We start from the raw sequence: 16,814 nt of genomic DNA on the forward strand, positions 1-16,814 counted from the left end.
CGGATCGTTTAACATTAAAACAGTGGACAAAACAGTACAGGGCATTAGCTGGAAATACTGCAGGCTGCTTCACGCATCTGACGGCTATTCCTACAATACGACGTGCTAAGGTCCGGTGCCTGGGCTACTATCTAATTATAAGGAGGACGGCAATTCCTCCCCTGAGCTAAAGACTCAGGGGTTTCCTTGCCGCATTTTATGAAAAAAAAACAATTTATCCTGATTTGTATCTGTGCTGTCATCACGGCATCCTGCACCTCAACGGTACCGACCCGGAAACAGAATAAAATCGCCCAGGCCATCAAAAAGGAGGGCGATGTATTCCAGGCCCGGGGGAACTATACAGCGGCATTGAGCAAATTGCTTGAAGCAGAAAAAATAGCGCCGGACGACCCATATATTCAAAACAGCCTGGGACTGGCCTACATGGGGAAAGAAAAAAATAAAATGGCGATCCAGGCCTTTAACAAAGCCCTGGCACTCAAACCCGATTACACCGAGGCCCTGAACAATCTTGGTGCAGCGTACCTCAGGGATGAAAAATGGGATATTGCCGTCAAGACATTTAACAAGGTTCTTGAAGATCTCACCTACCCGACGCCCCATTATCCTTTGGCCAATATCGGATGGGCCCAACTGGCGCAGAACAACTACCCTGCAGCCCAGAACTATTTCCTTAAAGCAGCCAGGGAAGTGCCCGGATTTATTCCGGCCATTCATGGCCTTGCCCAGCTATATATCCGGACCGACCAGACAGACAGGGCCATGGCGTTACTGGATAAAAATATAAAAAGATCTCCGGACACTGCTATATTCCATGCAGACCTTGCCCAGGTATATGAAGCCTGCGGCCGAACGCCCCAGGCCATCAACGCCTGGCAGATGGTCACGCAGTTATCTTCTGAAAATTCAAAACTTTACTACAGGGCTGAACAGCGTCTGTTCGAACTGCAGTAAACATCAGTAAGAACTGTTATTGCACCATATGCTTTTTTTGCTCTAGCTGGACAATGGAAGGGGTCAGAAAAATAAGCAGTTCATTTCGATCATCCACTTTGGCTTTTGAACCAAAAAGATAACCGAATCCCGGAATGCCGGCCAGAAAAGGCAAACCATCGGTGTCTTGGCTCTGGGTCGCCTTGACCACCCCGCCAATAACAACCGTATCGTTATTATTAACCAAGAGTTCTGTTTCCGCCTCATTTGTTGCCAAGGTCGGCACACCATTGGCGCTGATGCTGGCAACGTCATTTTTGGTCAACCGCACGGTCATGGAAATTCTGTTGTCCGGCGTAACATGGGGCGTTACTTCAAGTAACAGGTCAATGTTTTTATACGCCACAGAAGACCCGCCAGAGTCATCACGTTCAAGATAAGCAAATTCCTGGCCCTGTTTGATCATGGCCTTTTTATTGTCCAGGGTTAAAATTCTTGGAGAGGATACGATCCTGACTTCTCCTTGTTGTTCGGAGGCTTCAAGCTTGGCATTCAGTGCGCTGACAGAAGAGCCGAACAGCCCGAAAAAGGAGAAATCACCTGAAATACCTGCTGAATTAACAGACACGGAATAATCATCAATAAAGCCTGATGTCACAGCATCCGCATTGGACAGGTTCCAGTTGATCCCGAAATTTCTGGAAAAATCCTTTGTGACCTCAACGACCTTGGCCTCGATCATGATCTGGGGGGTTACCGTATCCAGGCGATAGATCAGCTCATTGGCCTGGTCGATTTTAGCCTGGGTATCGGTAATAATCAGCTGATTGGTACGGGTGTCCACTGAAATTTTACCCCGATCCGGGGTCAAAATCTGGGATACATGGGGTTCAATATCAGCCTTTGCATCTGAATAATTAATAGGGATATATTCAGTGACCAGGGGTTCCAGGGCTTTTTTCTGTGCTTCGGATTTTTGCCGGGACGCAATGGCTTCCTGGCGTTCGTTTTCCTCCCTGGCAAGGGTATTTGTGGTGGCAATGCGAATAACATTACCTTCCATTTTTTTACCAAGGCCGTTCATTTTCAAAACAAGATCAAGGATCTGATCCCAGGGCACAGGATCCTGAAGACTCAGTGTCACCTTGCCCTGCACATTTTCATCAATGGCAAAATTCATGCCGGCGACACTTTTCAATATCCTGAAAACATTTTTAATATCTGTTTCATAAAAATCCAGTTTAATTTTTTCACCGGTGTACTGGACCGAAGACGGATTCAACAAAGGATCCTGGTCCAGGGAACTCTTTTTTTCTTGAGCCGTCAACTCCCCCTTGGCGGGTTCTTTAGTTCCGGCATGGAAATTTTGGCCGGCATTCAAATGTATTCTAGCTTTATCAAATTCAGGCGGAGGGACGGTCGGCGCATCAAGGGTCATATGAATCCCCCTGGTGGTTTGAACCACTTGGAACGGCACTTTTTCCCGAATCTTGATATCCACCAGCGTATCATTGGGATTGGCCGGATTTGGCCGGGGCAGGACCTGTTCCACGGCAGAATTAAAATAACGCGTCATAAGGGGACGCTGATGGTGGAGAGGCACGGTTGTATTATACAATATCAGCCCAAGATAATCATTGCGATTCTGAATGGTTTCATATCGAACCGGATGGTCTGTTATGATCTGAATATCAGACTGCCCAAGCTGATTATTTTCAAATTCAATATGGGTCAGATGGGCTGACGTTTCAGGGATAGGGAAGTCTTCGGGCAGCACCGCGCCCTCGTTGACGCTCTGCTCGGGTGTATCTGTACCAGGGCTTGCCTCTGGCGTCTGTTTAGAAAAGACTTGAGCGCCCTTGAGAATGATTCCCAAACGATCCGGTTTTTCCGCCACAATGTACGGCAGGTCCGCTTTAAGCAGGATATCCACCTTGACTATTGTTTTTGCCTCGTCAATAAATTTCACCTTTATATCACTGACACGGGAGTCGGAAAAGGGCCCGGCACCCACCCCCGGGGCAAGACGGGCATTGGGCAGGTAAACGCTCACAGCAAAAGGGAAAGATTGCTTAATGGACGTATAATCATCCAACGCCCCAAGGGAACCTTGAATCCAGACCTCAAACGCATCTGCTTTCGGATTGACCCATATTTTGTCAACCTTTTTGGGTAAAGAGGCAGAATCGTTCCGTGACGTTCGGCTTTCCTTAGCATTCGCTCTATTTGCCGATGCTGCGGTTTTTTGAGTGACACACCCTGCCGTAAAGCAAAGCAGCAAAACCGACATGATAAGACCTGTTATAGAATGTCTGACAGCCGACCGATAATTAACCATCTTCTTACTCCCCATCCTCGCTTTTATGAAATTTAATCTCTTCATACCGCTTACGGCGTCTTCCTTGATAATCTTTTACTTCTTCTTCAATTTCAATGCCTTCCCTGGTGATGGATGTCACCCGCCCGCCATTGGGACCGATATAAGTGCCAATGACAACCTCATACCCCTTACCGCCGGCTTCCTCCACCATGGCAATGGTCCTGTCCGGCATTTCAACAACCGCCACCAGCTTAACCTGGCTTAATTCCAGTTTTTCCAGGGGGGTCAATGTTCTTTGGGGTTTTGATTCTTCGGATGACACTGACTCCGCAGCCGCATTTCTTTCAGCAATCAAAGGAATAAACGGATCCACCCGGCCCTGGCTGTCATATTTTTCCAGGGGGGTAAAAATACCGGCTTTTTTTAAGCCTTCTGCCCCATCCGTGTCGTCGCCTGTTATATGACCGGCTGTCACAGACACCTGCACGGGTTTCACATCAGAGACCGGTACCTGTTTTTTCGCGGCATCCTCGGGAACAGGTGTTTGCCTTGCCGGTAGTTTGGGAATGGGTCTGGAAACTACCTGAATCTGTCTTGGCACAGGACCCTGCTGCTGCTCCTCGTTACAGGCGGAGACAAACAATAATGAGACACCCAAACCGGCCACGCAACATATTTTAACTAATTTTTCCATATCCAGTGCCTTTTACCTCTTTTTGCGTCTCTTCTTGTGTTTATTGCCCGTACCCCCATCTTCCTTGGGTTCAACAAACATGTAGGTAACGGCTGTGCATTTCATCTGGATTTTATTTCTGTCGGCGCTCTCTTTTCCTGAAACCCGGTTTATATTGATCGCCGAGATATTCACAACACGATTGAGCCCCGCAACCCGATAAAAAAATTCAGCCACCTGGTGGTAACGGCCCGCAACCGTCATGGAAAATGGAATTTCGGTATAAAAATTTTTCTTTACCATGCTCTTGGGCGCAAATAACTGGACTTCAAGCCCGGCATCACTTCCTGCCTTGGATATTTCATCGAGCAAAGACGGCAGCTCCCTTTTATCCGGCAGGGCGGTCATGGCAATGTTGAACTGTTCCCGGGCCTGAGCCATCCGGGCTTCCATCTTTTCAAGGGCAGCGGCTTTGATCTTGTACGTTGACAAAAGATTCTTCTGCCGTTCCAGATCTTCCCTGGCTGCCGTAAGGGTATCAAGTTTTGGGCCAAGCAGAAAAAAATAAAACCCGGCACCAATTACCGCCAAGGTACCCAAACAAATAAGCAGACGCTGGATTTTGGTCAGCTCACCTATTTTTTCAAATACAGGGTCTACCTTCTCCCTTATTTTCGTAATGCTCTCTTTCTTTTTCCCGGCCATTATCGTTTCCCTTTTCTGAACTTTGCATCCTTAATCGGTCTTTTGGGATGCAGGTTTGGGTACTATTTTTGTGCAGGATATTGCAAATTCTTTTAGCCGAATATTATCATGCAACACCTTTGTCTTTGACAGCTTTAAGTCGACTGCCCCAAACATCGGAGAATCTTCAAGATTTCTCATGAATGCGGCAATGGTCGGGTTATCAAAGGCAATCCCTTTTATAGAAACGGTCTTGGCATCTGCGGAAACACTGGACAACCACATTTTTGTTTTTACAAGTCTATCCGCCAACTGTTCCAATAAAATCTGCTGCTCATGCTTTCTTTTTTTCAGGGTCTCAACAATGGCCAGTTTATCCTCCAGAGTCGCCAGATTTTTCTTAATCCGGGAAACCTTATCTGCTTTATTCTTATACTTCAGGCTTTCAGTCCTAACCTGGGCAACTTCACTTTGTGTCCGGCTAATTTCATTATTTAGCATGAAGAGTACCCAAACCAGTGCTATAATAATAAAAACAAGGGAAAGGAAAAATACGGATACCTGGCGGCGGATATTTTCCTTTTTCCTGGCAAGCCTGAACGGCAACAGATTAATTCGTATCATTTGTCATCCACCCGTCTCATGGCAAGCCCCAGTGCAATGGGGGCCAGAAGTTGGTACGCTTCCAGTTCGCCGGATTCCTTTGAATCGCTGACCAGTCCGGCAAAGGGATTAATCTTTGAAACTGCGACATTCAGCGCCCTGGTCAATTTGTCAACCAACAGGTTTATGAAACCGCCCCCGCCGCTGACAACAATTGTTTCAATCCGGTCATTGCCGGAGCTGGATTCAAAGGTATGAACCACATCGCAGATATCTGCACACCAGTTGTCAACCACCATGTCATAAAGGTCGTCCAGTGTCTGTCCGGATTCCGGATAATCGACCTCACCCATGATGATCTGCAATGCCTTTTCCCGGTCAATCTCAAGTTGTTCACTGACAACAGAGACGAGCTGGTAGCATCCATTGGCCATGTCCCGCATCAGCATGGAATTTTTATTCTGAAGTATATTCACACTTGTCTTGGAGGCCCCCACATCAAGCAGCAGCGTTATTTGTTCATGATTTACATCAGGAAGTGTTTCATAAACATTTTGAAGGGCAAACGTATCTACGTCAATAATAACGGGCTTAAGACCCGCCATATTTATCAGCTCAACATATTCATCCACCAGATCCTGTCTTACTGCGACAAGCAGCACATTCATCTGTTCCGCAGAGTATTCACTGTCACCCAGAATCTGGTAATCGATATTAACATCATCAATATCATAAGGAATATATTGCTCAGCCTCTGCCCGAATATTTTTATGCATTTCCTCATCAGCTACCTTTGATGTACTGATGGTCTTAATCACCACGGAATGTCCGCCGGTGGAAAGCGCCACATTTTTCTCCTTGATCTTATGCAATTTAAACAAGGAGCGAATAATTTCGGCCACCCCCTCCATATCGGTAATCCGGCCTTCCTCAATCATGCCTTCGGAAACCTTTGCGATACCGAATTTATGAAGCGTACGGCCTTTTTTGGTCGTCTTCAGTTCGGCCACTTTGACAAAAGCAGCCCCAATGTCCAGGCCGACAAGGTGATCTTTTTTTCCGAATATCATACGCATTTATCCTAAATTATGGTCGTCGTAAAGGGCCTGAACTTAAAAATACAAATAATTATTATTGATTCCTACACTAATATACCTATATACTTTGATACGAAATGCACGCAAAGTCAAACAATAAAACTATTTAACCCACTTGAATAGCAGATAAAAAAAGTATTTGTCAAATTGTCCCCTCAAAAATATGATTTTTTATCAGTCGACCAATAAATCAAAGATATAAAAAGACGTTTAATTTGAAAAAAAAGCCACAGAAAGAGTCCGGCAACTCAGGCACCCGGCCTTTTGTTCTAGTCAAAGCGTTTACTGTCTCAAGCCTGATTGTTATGCTTACGGCCACCATTGTTATTGCAGCGTTGAATGCCCACTGGGTAAGAAAAATACTGCTTGAAAAAAGCAAAGAGTATAACCGGCTCTTAGTGGAAAATCTGAACCACCAGATATTTTTAAGATTTGTCTGGCCGGTGGTTTTCAAACATGGAGAGATAAAACTGCGGGAACCCGGCCAGTATAAACTTCTTGACACGGTTATTAAAAGTACCCTGCACAGTTTCCATGTGGAAATGGTCAATATATACGCAACGGACAATGTGATTGCCTACAGCCTGGATAAAACCCGGATCGGCAAAAAAGATGCCGGCGGGGTCCATTATCAAAAAGCCATGAAAAAGGAGATAAGCTCCACGCTTGTTCAGCAGGGCAACTGGATTGAACTGACATTCTGGTTTCCCAAAGAGACAAAAATCATCACCTTTGCCCCTTTGATGCAGGAGGTCCAACTCACCCCGGAGAAGGACAGGATGGTCATCGGCGCCATTGAAATTATCAGGGATGTCACTGAAGACTATCAGCAGGTATTTAAACTCCAGGGATTGATTGTTGTCAGTTGCGCCAGCATCATGGGCATTCTTTTTCTTATTCTCAGATTTGTGGTGAAACATGGAGAAAATATTATTGAGCGCAGGGCGGAAGAACGGCTCAAATTGGAAGAAAAACTGCGTCAGGCAGAGCACCTGTCCGCAATCGGTGAAATGACCGCCGGTGTATCACACGAAATTCGCAATCCTTTAGGTATTATAAAAAGCTCTGCGCAGCTGATGGAAAAAAAGATGGCCAAACTGGACCCGTCCAGTAGTATTCCGGGAATCATTGTTGAAGAATCCACCCGTTTGGATCGCATCATCACGGATTTCCTTGATTTTGCAAAACCTAAAGTTGCAGACCTAAGACCCTGTAACATGGAAGATATCATAGAAAAAAACATCGCTTTTTTATCATCTTCAGATGCGCATAAACAGATTAAAATCATCCGGGAGTACCCGGGCGATCTTCCAAACATTCTGGGCGACCCTGCCATGCTTTATCAGGCCTTTTTAAATATTTTTCTAAATGCATTTCAGGCCATGGACCGGGAGGATGGACGCATGACCATTGCCACATGGCATGAGCCCGGGTTTGTCCATGCCGCCTTTTCAGATACAGGCCCGGGCATTGACGAAGATCTGCTGAAAAAAATTTGGACCCCCTTTTTCACCACCAAGGAAATGGGAACCGGTTTAGGCCTTGGTATCATAAAAAACATCATTCAGGCGCACCAGGGGGAGATCACCATAACCAACGCCCAACCCTGCGGAACCAGGGTGGAGATATGCCTGCCGGCAGCGCCGCAAAATATCGAGGAAGAATAATGGAAAATATATTGATTGTCGATGATGAAAAACACTACCCAATGATTATAGGGGAAGTGCTTTCCGAAGAAGGGTATACCCCGTTCACCGCATCAAGCGGGATGGAGGCGCTGGATATTCTAAATACCCAGCCCATTGACCTGGTCTTGTCCGATGTTAAAATGCCGGGCATGTCCGGTATTGACCTTTTGGAAAAGGCCAAACAGATAAAACCGGATCTTCCGGTCATCATCATGACCGCATTCGGCAGTGTGGAAAAGGCGGTGGAAGCCATGCACAAGGGCGCCTACACCTTTATTTTAAAACCGTTTGAAAACCAAGCCCTCATTGCGCACATTGCCAAAGCCCTGTCCATGTCCAAAATTGTCCGGGAAAACACGCGTCTAAAAGATGCGATCCAGTCCCGGTACCAGTTTGACAATATCATCGGTAAAAGTAAATCCATGCAGGCGCTGTATGAGATCATTAAAAAGGTGGCACCGACCAGTGCCTCGGTGCTGGTAGAAGGAGAAAGCGGCACCGGTAAGGAGCTTGTTGCCAAATCTATTCATTACAACAGCCTGCGCAAGGACCATCCCCTGATTGCGGTCAACTGTTCGGCCTTTGCCGAGTCTCTTTTGGAAAGCGAACTTTTCGGACATGAAAAAGGGGCGTTCACCGGTGCGGCAGGCTTGAAAAAAGGCCGGTTTGAAATGGCGGATAAAGGCACGCTTTTCCTGGATGAAATCGGGGAGTTGCCCATGCCGCTTCAGGTAAAACTGTTACGGGTACTCCAGGAACGCACTGTGGAGCGGGTTGGCGGAACCGAAAGCCTGTCCGTGGATTTCAGACTCATTGCCGCCACCAACAAAATCCTGGAGGATGAAGTGAAAAACGGCAACTTTAGAGAAGACCTGTACTATCGTCTCAATGTGGTCAAAGCCAACATCCCCCCCCTGCGTGACAGGCTGGAGGACATTCCTTTGCTCATTAATCATTTTATCGAAAAATACACCCAGGGCCCGGAAACTGCCGGGGCTGTTGCCGGTATTGACAAAGACGCAGTCCAGCGGCTGTGTGACTATGCGTGGAAAGGCAATGTCAGGGAATTGGAAAATGTCATTGAAAGGGCCGTCATCCTGGCTCCGGGCAACACGATCACGGTTTCAGATCTGCCGGCACAGATTCGTAATCCCAAAGCCGGCACACTTCAGCTTGACGGCATTCCTGACGGGGTAGGCCTTTCCGAAACCCTTGCCGCAGTGGAAAAAAGAATGATCCTGCGGGCAATGAAGATGTCCGGCAATGTCCAGACCAAAGCCGCAAAAATCCTTGGCATCGGCAAAAGTGGCTTAAACCAGAAACTAAAAAAATTCAATCTGGACAGACAGTTAAAACTGGATAATAAATAATGCCGAATCAGAGTTCAAGATTTTGAACTCTGGAAAAGATTGTTATTTCTTTATCAAGTACTCGTTTCGGAAAAATGGCACATCTAAGGTTCAAAATTTTGAACTCATTCATGCCGGAACCACAGCGGCAATGATCTTATTTTTTAGATCGCTTGGGACTATATGTATATTTTTCAAATAGTTATAATATTATATCAAGATTTTTAATAGAGTGGCAGGGGAATTGCATATTATAGTTATTACTAACCCGGAAAGGTTAGTTTTTTCATCTTTTTTTCCTTTTCTAAAAAAGGCTGCCCGTCCAGGCAGCCTTTTTTAGTTTATATCCTTTTTATTGGATACGGGCCTGGGCTATGGGCTTATACATGGAGTTCCCCCGGCTTTCGGCAATTTTTTCATACATCCGGCGGCCGGCAGCAGTATCATTGAGTTTTTCATAAATCAGCGCCAAGGCAAAGCGGGCATCATCCTTTAAAAGAGTGGATCCACCCTTTTCCACACGCAAATAATAAGATTTTGCCTGCTCTATATCATCGTTCAATTCACAGATGGTTCCCATGGTGCAAAGCAAAAAATCCTTGACGCCGACCTGATCCGCCACAGTTGACAGTGCCCGGGCATACAGATCATATGCTTGATCATAATTCCCAGCCTCAAAACATATTTTCCCGAAATTGATCAGTGCCCTGCGCCCGGCACTGGTGTTGGGATATTCATCAAAAAGCGTTTGAAAATCATCCTTAACCGTATCATATCCTTTCCGGGCATCCTGGTCCCGGGAATATTGTTCTTCATAGTGTTTATATGCTTTGGCAGCCAGCTCAGAGGCTTTAATCTCAGACTGTTTAAAATTGAACATAATTATAGAAAAAACAACTCCCAGCCCAAACAGCGCCCCGGTTGAGATAATCAACATTTTTTTATGGGCAGATGCCCATTCAACGGATTTGATGAGAGCCGCCTGGAACGGATCTATCTGCGCCAGCTCTTTTTTGCGCTCATTTGATACGCCTTGATTTGCCATGGATTTTTTACCTTAATAAGAATTAATCAGTTATCTGAGCTACCACACCAATTTTTCAGAAATCCAACCCACTTCGCCATCAGCATGCTCAATGTTAATCCAGTCCTCTTTACGACCGATCACTTTAAAAGGAACCCCCCGCTCCACTCTGAGTAGAATATCGCTTGATATATCCGGTTTTGAGCGGACATTACAGTTGGATTTTATTGAAATTACCGTATCCGTTTTCCCCAGCAGAGATTTATGAATCCAGGCCGTATCCCCTTCAAAATCCTTGACCTCGTACCAGTCTTTTTTTTTATTGATCACAAGAAAAGGGTGATATTTCTCCACCTGCCACAATACCTTATATTTAGTTCCTGAACCGTTTCTCAAATTGGCAATTGAAGACCTTACCGATAGCCGCTCCGAGGCCACCGCAATGCCGACACATAGCAAAATCAAAATACAACAAATTGAAATTATAAAAACATTTTTATTTTTGAAACGATACATAAATATCTCCGGTTGGCTCCCGTCTTAATTACATCGGCTTTGGTATATCAGAAAAGTACCGTGGCATGCAAGGTTTCGCATACCAAGAAATCACGGCGTGACGTTCTCCACAAAAATTTTTGACGCATCCTTTTTCGACAGAAAAAACCGATGCCCCCGCACCATGACCTCAATGCCGTCTGATGAGGCGCCGTCATCAATTACCCGGACAATAACACCCTGATGAAACCCCATCTTTCCCAGCCGCCGCCGTGAAAAGTGGCCGCCGTTCACCCGGGCGATACTGCCCTGTTTTCCCGGTGCCATCCGGGTAATCGGCAGGAACTCATTCAAAAACGGCAGGCGCTCTCCCGCTGTTCCGTCATTGGATATCCCCTCGGATCTTTTTTCGGGGCGAACCCAGATTTTCGAAGCCATTCCGGCACACAGAATCAGCCGGTTACAATCTGAGGCAATAACAATCTGGCCACCAATGGCACTGGAAATAATTTCAACAACAATACCCGTTCGAAGGCCCATGGAAGCAAAGCGCATTTGCATCTTTCTGCCGGCAGCCACATTAACGATCTCAACCTTTTCTCCGATTCTGGCCCTGGATAAAGGAATCAGGTTATCCCTTTGCGCCATGCACTTCCCGCAAAGGCCATAAATCTCCATTTTATGCCGGAGCATAAGAAAGCCATATTTGGCAGCCAGTTTTTCCTGAAGATCTTCTAAATCGTCATCACTGAATTCAATAATTTCACCGCATTTGGTACAGACCATATGGTCATGATGTTCCCCAAGCTGACGGTGTTCGTATAGTATGGTTTTATCCCGGTCAAACACCACCTGACTGGCAAATCCCAACCGGCACAGCTGTTCCATGCACTGCAGCAGAAATTCATTATCCACACGCAGGCCATCCTGCCTGACCTGATCGGCAATCCGGTCAAGACTTACATGGCCCTCCAATTTTAAAAAAGACTCCAGTATCTGAAACCGCTCCGCAAAGCGGTCAAGCCCCCGCTGCCCAAAAAGCCGACGAAATTGATCTTTTTCCTGCTGATGTGCGTCCGGCATATTTTTAAACTCTTTTTTAACACCCATGGCTAACAAACTATCCCCTGATTAAACTTCTCATAAAAAACATATAAATAATATAGGTTCAATACCTTGTCAATATAGCGATTTAACCAACAACATCGAATATCGTTTGACACCGCTTGTCAGCTTCTTTATAGAATATAAATATTTTTTCTTAGGCACACGGTAAAAAGCGCAAGGAGGCTTTCATGGGAACCGACAATCTGATTTTTCTTGAACTACTGGAGTGGTTTGACGACACCGGACAGGAACTGGTTCACCGTCTGCCTGAAAAAGGCTCCGGTGAAATCAAATTCGGGGCCCAGCTGATTGTCCGGGAAAGCCAGGCCGCAGTCTTCTTCTACCAGGGAAAAGCCGTTGGCGCCTTTGGTCCTGGACGGCACACCTTAAAAACGGCCAACATCCCCATTCTGACAAAAATTGCAAGCCTTCCCTGGGCCATGGAAAGCCCGCTGAAGGCCGAAGTCTTTTTTGCCAATTTAAAAACCTTTACCAACCTGAAATGGGGGACCCGGGACCCGGTGGCATTCAAAGACAAGGATCTTGGCCTGGTAAGGCTCCGGGCCTTTGGTGTCTTTAACTTGAAAATTGTCCAGCCGGTCCTGTTCATCAACACCCTGGCCGGTACCCAGGGCATTTACACCAGTGCCGATGTCAGCGATTACCTTAATCAGGTGGTGGTGTCCAGGTTCAACGACTATATTGGAGAGCAGCTATCCTCCATTTTTGATTTGCCGGAACATTACGATGAACTGGGAAAAGGACTGGCCCAAAGGCTGCGCGAAGATTTCAGCGCATTCGGACTGAATCTGACCCATCTTTACATCAATGCCGTCACCCCGCCCCCCGAGGTCCAGCAGGCCATTGATGACAAAAGCCGGTTGGGGCTGTTTGACGATATGAATAAATTGATGCAGATGAAAACCGCCATGGCCATGGAAAAGATTGCTGAAAGCCCGCAAGGCATTGCGTCAGACGGTGCCCAGGCCGGTTTAGGGTTAGGCCTTGGCATGATGCTGCCCGGCATATTTACCCAGCAGATGCCCTTCCCGGCAACACAGCCGGCAGACCAGACCGCCCTGACCACAGCCTGTCCGGAGTGCCGAAACCAAATTCCCCTGGACGCAAAGTTCTGTCCCCAGTGCGGTCACCAGCAGGTGATCTTTGCCAGGTGCGAGTATTGCGGCAAAAACATCACACCCGGCACAAAATTTTGCCCCAGATGCGGCAGACAGGTCGTGGAAAAAACCAAAGAAAAAGTCTGCCGGAATTGCGGGACAAAAAATCTGCCGGATTCAATTTTCTGCAACCAGTGCGGAGAAAAATATTAGACATATTAACTACGCAATCCAGTATCAATGCCCCCAGTGCGGGGCCCCTGTCACTTTAGGCGAAGAGACCCGGTTTTTTGTCTGCGAATTCTGCCGGGTCCGGTCCTGTATTTCCCAGAAAGGATTTCCCAGGTATTATCTGCCCTGCGCCCCCAATGTTCCCGCAGAAGCACAACTGATATACCTGCCCTATTGGCGTTTCAAAGGCGTGCGTTACATGTGTACCGCATCCGGTATAATCCCCAAGTTTACGGATATCTCCACCCTGGCGATGGCCGATATGCCGCCGCAGATTCCATTTTCCCTGGGGCTGAGATCCCAGGCCATGCCCATGAAACTCATCAGGCCTGATACCCAGGGAACATTTTTTCGGCCCCTGCCCACGGCAATGGTATTAAAGGAAAAAACTTCCGGTTTAAATCCAGATGAGATCGCGTTTAAAGAGGATATCGGAGAAACCTTCAGTCTTATTTATGCGCCGTTTTACATCAGCCGGCAACATCTCGTGGATGGGGTTACCAATCAAGTGTTGCCCCAGGAAAAACCGATTTCCCCGGAGATATTCGATCGTAATCGGGTCCGGCCCGGTATTGAAACCCATTTCATTGCCGGCATCTGCCCGGCCTGCGGGGCGGACCTTGAGGGCAGTGGCGATTCTCTGGCCCTGGTATGCCGGAACTGTCATTCCCTGTGGCGGGCCAGGGGGAAAAATTTTGCCAAAATCAAATTCAGTACCGTCCCCCCTGCCCACAAAGACGACATCATGCTGCCGTTCTGGCGGATCAGCGCGAATATCTCGCCCCTCAACCTGGCCAGCCATGCGGATCTGGCCAGGATGGCCAACCTGCCACTGGCAATTCCCAGGGAATGGGAAAAAAAACCTGTGCATTTCTGGAGTCCGGCATTTAAGGTCCGTCCCAACATTTTTTTACGGCTGCTGGGTCAACTGACGTCAGCCCAGTTGGCCCCTCCCCTGTCCCAAACCGTTGAAGACAATGTGTACCAGCCTGTAAATCTGCCCGCTTCCGAAGCCGTCGAAACCATTCGCATTACCATGGCCGCCCTGCTGAAACCCAGAAAAGAGATTCTTGAGCGCTTACCCGAGACCAACGTGGTTCCCCGAAGTATCTCCCTGATTTTTATGCCCTTTAACTCCTCCCAGCATGATATTATCCACCCGGATTTAGGCATTGGCATCAATAAAAAGGCCCTGGCATTGTCCGGCAACCTGTAACTTGAAAGTATAGGAATTTCCAGCACCCAGCACTCAGCACCCAGCAAATTTAATGATGACACAATTCAATTTTGATAAAAACGCAGCCGGCACCGTCAACACAAATGAAGACCTGGCCCGATATCTGCTCAAGCCCCTTGCCATCGGCAACAGAACCATTGCCAACCGGATGGTGCTGGCCCCCATGGCAGGCCTGGGGCACATCGCGTTCAGACAGCTAGTGACGCAATTTTCAGGATTCGGCCTGCTGTTCACGGGCATGTGCTCGGCCAAAGCCGTTCCCCATGAAAACCCCGGAAGGTCCCATATATTTTCCTGGCGGCCCGAGGAACTGGATCACACGGTATGCCAGATATTTGGGGCGGAACCTGAAATCATGGCCCAGGCTGCCCGGCGCATTGAAGCCGAAGGATTCTTCGGGGTGGACTTGAATTTCGGGTGTTCCGTTGCCGCAATCTGTAAAAAAGGATGCGGGGCCGCACTTTTAAAAACACCGGATAAGGCTGCGAACATTGTATCTGCAGTCAGAAAGGCGGTGTCATGCCCGGTTTGTGTCAAATTCAGAACCGGATGGCAGGATGATGATAACTTTCCTGTGACCATGGCCCGGGCCTTTGAAAATGCCGGTGCTGATGCCTTAACCTTTCATCCCCGGGTCGCCCCGGACCGAAGAAGCCGAAGACCCAGATGGGAGCTGATCGGCAAAGTCCAGGACGCTGTCACCATTCCCGTGTTCGGCAACGGGAACCTGTTTGCCGCCGAGCATGGCATCAGAATGATCCGGGAAACCGGCTGCCGGGGGCTCTCCATCGGCAGGATGGCCGTGGCCCGGCCCTGGATTTTTGCCCAGTGGACAAAAGGCGTTAAACCGGAACCATCCATTTATATGGAAACCGCCCTGGAGATGGCAAGGCTTTTAAGCACCCATTATGAAGACCATTTTGCCCTGAAGATGTTTAAAAAATTTGCGCCCTATTTTTGCGCCAATTTCAAATTTTCCAACGCCATTTTAAAAGCCCTGATACGGGCTGAAACTATGAACGAACTTTGTAACAACATACGGCACCTTCTGGACCCGCCGCCCCGGACACTGCGCCTGCCCAATATCAATCTGTTTGTTTGACAATTTTGACTTCACCGGAGGATATATGCTAAGCAACAACCATATCCTGACGGGCACAACAAACGATTAAAAACATTTTAACCACAGAATACACAGAAGTCTATCTTCAGTGTCTTCCGTGATTTCCGTTAAACTTTTTCATATAAAAAACAATGACCGAAAACAATACATTGGACCTGACACAATTTAAATGCCTGGGCTGCGGGGCCTGCTGCAGACAAAGCGGCTACGTCCGTCTGGGTACCAAAGAACCGGATATCATTGCCGACTTCCTGAATATGGATGTCCGGGATTTTATAGAGACCTTTACCTGCCTGACCCGGGACCGCGACGGGCTGTCAATCATTGATGCCCCTGACGGTGCCTGTATCTTCCTGGACAACAATGGGTGCCGCATCAATCCTGTCAAGCCTGCCCAGTGCCGGAACTTTCCCGTTAAATGGCGGTTTTCAGGTTTTGAACAAATCTGTGAATGGGCACGAACAAACGGTTCGCCTCCAAAATAAAGGACTAAAACAGAATGGCAAAAGAACTTGACTGCAGGAAAATGGAATGTCCGGCACCTGTGCTGGAAACAAAAAAAAGCCTTGAAAACGAAGCATTGTCCCAGATCCGGGTGCTGGTGGACAATGACGCTGCCGTTGAAAACGTCAGCCGGTTTTTAACCTATGCCGGATTTGAAGTCGGCGTGGAATCCGACGGCACCATGTCTGTTGTGGAAGGCACCCGGGACCAGGCCGCTGCGATCAAACTTGCTGCCGGATCGGCCGGACGCTCAGGCTCCGGCATAGAATCATCGGCAAAGGAGAGTCCGGCAAAAATCATGGTAATGGCCGCCTCCAGCAAATTCGGCGTTGGGGATGATGACCTGGGCGCAAAGCTGATGATCAATTTCATCAAAACCCTTAAGGAGATGGGCACGGATCTATGGCGCCTGGTTTTTGTCAACCATGGGGTTACCTTCGCCACGGTTGATTCTGCAGTGCTTGATGAACTGCACGAACTTGAAGCATCAGGCGTCACCATTCTTGTATGCGGCACCTGTCTGACCCACCTGGATCTGATGGAGAAAAAAGCCATTGGCCAGACCACCAACATGCTGGATATTGTCACAGCCATGCAGTTGGCCGATAAGGTGATCAATCTATGA

16 protein-coding genes are annotated in these 16,814 nt (G+C 47.6%); 8 read left to right on the forward strand and 8 right to left on the reverse strand.

Features of this window, described 5'->3' with window-relative positions; all coding sequences use genetic code 11:
- Positions 1–186: 186 nt before the first annotated feature.
- A complete protein-coding gene (locus tag HXW94_RS10930) occupies positions 187–957 on the forward strand; it encodes a tetratricopeptide repeat protein (protein WP_246293846.1) in 771 nt (256 codons plus the stop codon).
- A gap of 16 nt (positions 958–973) precedes the next feature.
- Here HXW94_RS10930 and HXW94_RS10935 read toward each other — a convergent pair whose 3' ends face one another.
- Genes HXW94_RS10935 through pilM form a run of 5 tightly spaced genes read right to left on the reverse strand, consistent with a single transcriptional unit; the run spans position 974 to position 6,286 of the window.
- A complete protein-coding gene (locus HXW94_RS10935) occupies positions 974–3,274 on the reverse strand; it encodes a type IV pilus secretin PilQ (protein WP_246293848.1) in 2,301 nt (766 codons plus the stop codon).
- Positions 3,275–3,278: 4 nt separating this feature from the next.
- Positions 3,279–3,950, reverse strand: coding sequence for a pilus assembly protein PilP (locus HXW94_RS10940; RefSeq protein ID WP_178366940.1), 672 nt, complete (start codon positions 3,948–3,950; stop codon positions 3,279–3,281).
- A gap of 12 nt (positions 3,951–3,962) precedes the next feature.
- On the reverse strand, positions 3,963–4,634 hold the full coding sequence (locus HXW94_RS10945; protein WP_178366941.1) for a type IV pilus inner membrane component PilO: 672 nt from the start codon (positions 4,632–4,634) through the stop codon (positions 3,963–3,965).
- Positions 4,635–4,664: 30 nt separating this feature from the next.
- A complete protein-coding gene (locus HXW94_RS10950; RefSeq protein ID WP_178366942.1) occupies positions 4,665–5,237 on the reverse strand; it encodes a PilN domain-containing protein in 573 nt (190 codons plus the stop codon).
- Positions 5,234–6,286 (reverse strand): type IV pilus biogenesis protein PilM, encoded by a 1,053-nt coding sequence (gene pilM, locus HXW94_RS10955; protein ID WP_178366943.1) that lies wholly within the window; start codon positions 6,284–6,286, stop codon positions 5,234–5,236. The genes HXW94_RS10950 and pilM overlap by 4 nt, the downstream gene beginning before the upstream one ends.
- A gap of 242 nt (positions 6,287–6,528) precedes the next feature.
- Between pilM and HXW94_RS10960 the strand changes: the two genes are divergently transcribed.
- Both HXW94_RS10960 and HXW94_RS10965 read left to right on the forward strand, forming a co-directional pair.
- On the forward strand, positions 6,529–7,980 hold the full coding sequence (locus tag HXW94_RS10960; RefSeq protein WP_178366944.1) for a two-component system sensor histidine kinase NtrB: 1,452 nt from the start codon (positions 6,529–6,531) through the stop codon (positions 7,978–7,980).
- Positions 7,980–9,371 (forward strand): sigma-54-dependent transcriptional regulator, encoded by a 1,392-nt coding sequence (locus tag HXW94_RS10965; RefSeq protein ID WP_178366945.1) that lies wholly within the window; start codon positions 7,980–7,982, stop codon positions 9,369–9,371. Before HXW94_RS10960 ends, HXW94_RS10965 begins: the two co-directional genes overlap by 1 nt.
- 331 nt (positions 9,372–9,702) lie before the next feature.
- Here the strand turns inward: HXW94_RS10965 and HXW94_RS10970 are convergent, their stop codons facing one another.
- The 3 genes from HXW94_RS10970 to HXW94_RS10980 all read right to left on the reverse strand — a co-directional run bounded on the left by HXW94_RS10970 (position 9,703) and on the right by HXW94_RS10980 (position 11,979).
- Positions 9,703–10,395 carry a tetratricopeptide repeat protein gene (locus HXW94_RS10970; protein WP_178366946.1) on the reverse strand — a complete coding sequence of 231 codons (693 nt, stop codon included), beginning with the start codon at positions 10,393–10,395 and terminating at the stop codon, positions 9,703–9,705.
- A gap of 39 nt (positions 10,396–10,434) precedes the next feature.
- Positions 10,435–10,890 carry an SH3 domain-containing protein gene (locus HXW94_RS10975; RefSeq protein ID WP_178366947.1) on the reverse strand — a complete coding sequence of 152 codons (456 nt, stop codon included), beginning with the start codon at positions 10,888–10,890 and terminating at the stop codon, positions 10,435–10,437.
- Positions 10,891–10,980: 90 nt separating this feature from the next.
- A complete protein-coding gene (locus tag HXW94_RS10980; RefSeq protein WP_246293850.1) occupies positions 10,981–11,979 on the reverse strand; it encodes a FeoA domain-containing protein in 999 nt (332 codons plus the stop codon).
- Between the two features lie 185 nt (positions 11,980–12,164).
- Between HXW94_RS10980 and HXW94_RS10985 the strand changes: the two genes are divergently transcribed.
- The 5 genes from HXW94_RS10985 to yedF all read left to right on the forward strand — a co-directional run bounded on the left by HXW94_RS10985 (position 12,165) and on the right by yedF (position 16,814).
- On the forward strand, positions 12,165–13,307 hold the full coding sequence (locus HXW94_RS10985) for an SPFH domain-containing protein (protein ID WP_178366948.1): 1,143 nt from the start codon (positions 12,165–12,167) through the stop codon (positions 13,305–13,307).
- A 139-nt stretch (positions 13,308–13,446) separates the two neighbouring features.
- On the forward strand, positions 13,447–14,541 hold the full coding sequence (locus tag HXW94_RS10990) for a hypothetical protein (RefSeq protein WP_218576683.1): 1,095 nt from the start codon (positions 13,447–13,449) through the stop codon (positions 14,539–14,541).
- Between the two features lie 52 nt (positions 14,542–14,593).
- On the forward strand, positions 14,594–15,664 hold the full coding sequence (locus tag HXW94_RS10995; RefSeq protein WP_246293853.1) for a tRNA dihydrouridine synthase: 1,071 nt from the start codon (positions 14,594–14,596) through the stop codon (positions 15,662–15,664).
- 152 nt (positions 15,665–15,816) lie between these two features.
- On the forward strand, positions 15,817–16,170 hold the full coding sequence (locus HXW94_RS11000; protein ID WP_178366949.1) for a YkgJ family cysteine cluster protein: 354 nt from the start codon (positions 15,817–15,819) through the stop codon (positions 16,168–16,170).
- A gap of 14 nt (positions 16,171–16,184) precedes the next feature.
- Positions 16,185–16,814: a sulfurtransferase-like selenium metabolism protein YedF gene (yedF, locus tag HXW94_RS11005; protein WP_178366950.1), complete on the forward strand. Its 630-nt coding sequence runs from the start codon at positions 16,185–16,187 to the stop codon at positions 16,812–16,814.

It is taken from the genome of Desulfobacter latus (genome assembly GCF_013389365.1).
Lineage (GTDB): Bacteria > Desulfobacterota > Desulfobacteria > Desulfobacterales > Desulfobacteraceae > Desulfobacter > Desulfobacter latus.

Coding starts and splice junctions, on each gene's coding strand:
- HXW94_RS10950 (WP_178366942.1), bottom strand. CDS start 5,237: ATGATACGAATTAATCTGTTGCCGTTCAGGCTTGCCAGGAAAAAGGAA.
- HXW94_RS10995 (WP_246293853.1), top strand. CDS start 14,594: ATGATGACACAATTCAATTTTGATAAAAACGCAGCCGGCACCGTCAAC.
- HXW94_RS10940 (WP_178366940.1), bottom strand. CDS start 3,950: ATGGAAAAATTAGTTAAAATATGTTGCGTGGCCGGTTTGGGTGTCTCA.
- HXW94_RS10980 (WP_246293850.1), bottom strand. CDS start 11,979: ATGGGTGTTAAAAAAGAGTTTAAAAATATGCCGGACGCACATCAGCAG.
- HXW94_RS10985 (WP_178366948.1), top strand. CDS start 12,165: ATGGGAACCGACAATCTGATTTTTCTTGAACTACTGGAGTGGTTTGAC.
- HXW94_RS10945 (WP_178366941.1), bottom strand. CDS start 4,634: ATGGCCGGGAAAAAGAAAGAGAGCATTACGAAAATAAGGGAGAAGGTA.
- HXW94_RS10975 (WP_178366947.1), bottom strand. CDS start 10,890: ATGTATCGTTTCAAAAATAAAAATGTTTTTATAATTTCAATTTGTTGT.
- HXW94_RS11000 (WP_178366949.1), top strand. CDS start 15,817: ATGACCGAAAACAATACATTGGACCTGACACAATTTAAATGCCTGGGC.
- pilM (WP_178366943.1), bottom strand. CDS start 6,286: ATGATATTCGGAAAAAAAGATCACCTTGTCGGCCTGGACATTGGGGCT.
- HXW94_RS10935 (WP_246293848.1), bottom strand. CDS start 3,274: ATGGTTAATTATCGGTCGGCTGTCAGACATTCTATAACAGGTCTTATC.
- HXW94_RS10965 (WP_178366945.1), top strand. CDS start 7,980: ATGGAAAATATATTGATTGTCGATGATGAAAAACACTACCCAATGATT.
- yedF (WP_178366950.1), top strand. CDS start 16,185: ATGGCAAAAGAACTTGACTGCAGGAAAATGGAATGTCCGGCACCTGTG.
- HXW94_RS10970 (WP_178366946.1), bottom strand. CDS start 10,395: ATGGCAAATCAAGGCGTATCAAATGAGCGCAAAAAAGAGCTGGCGCAG.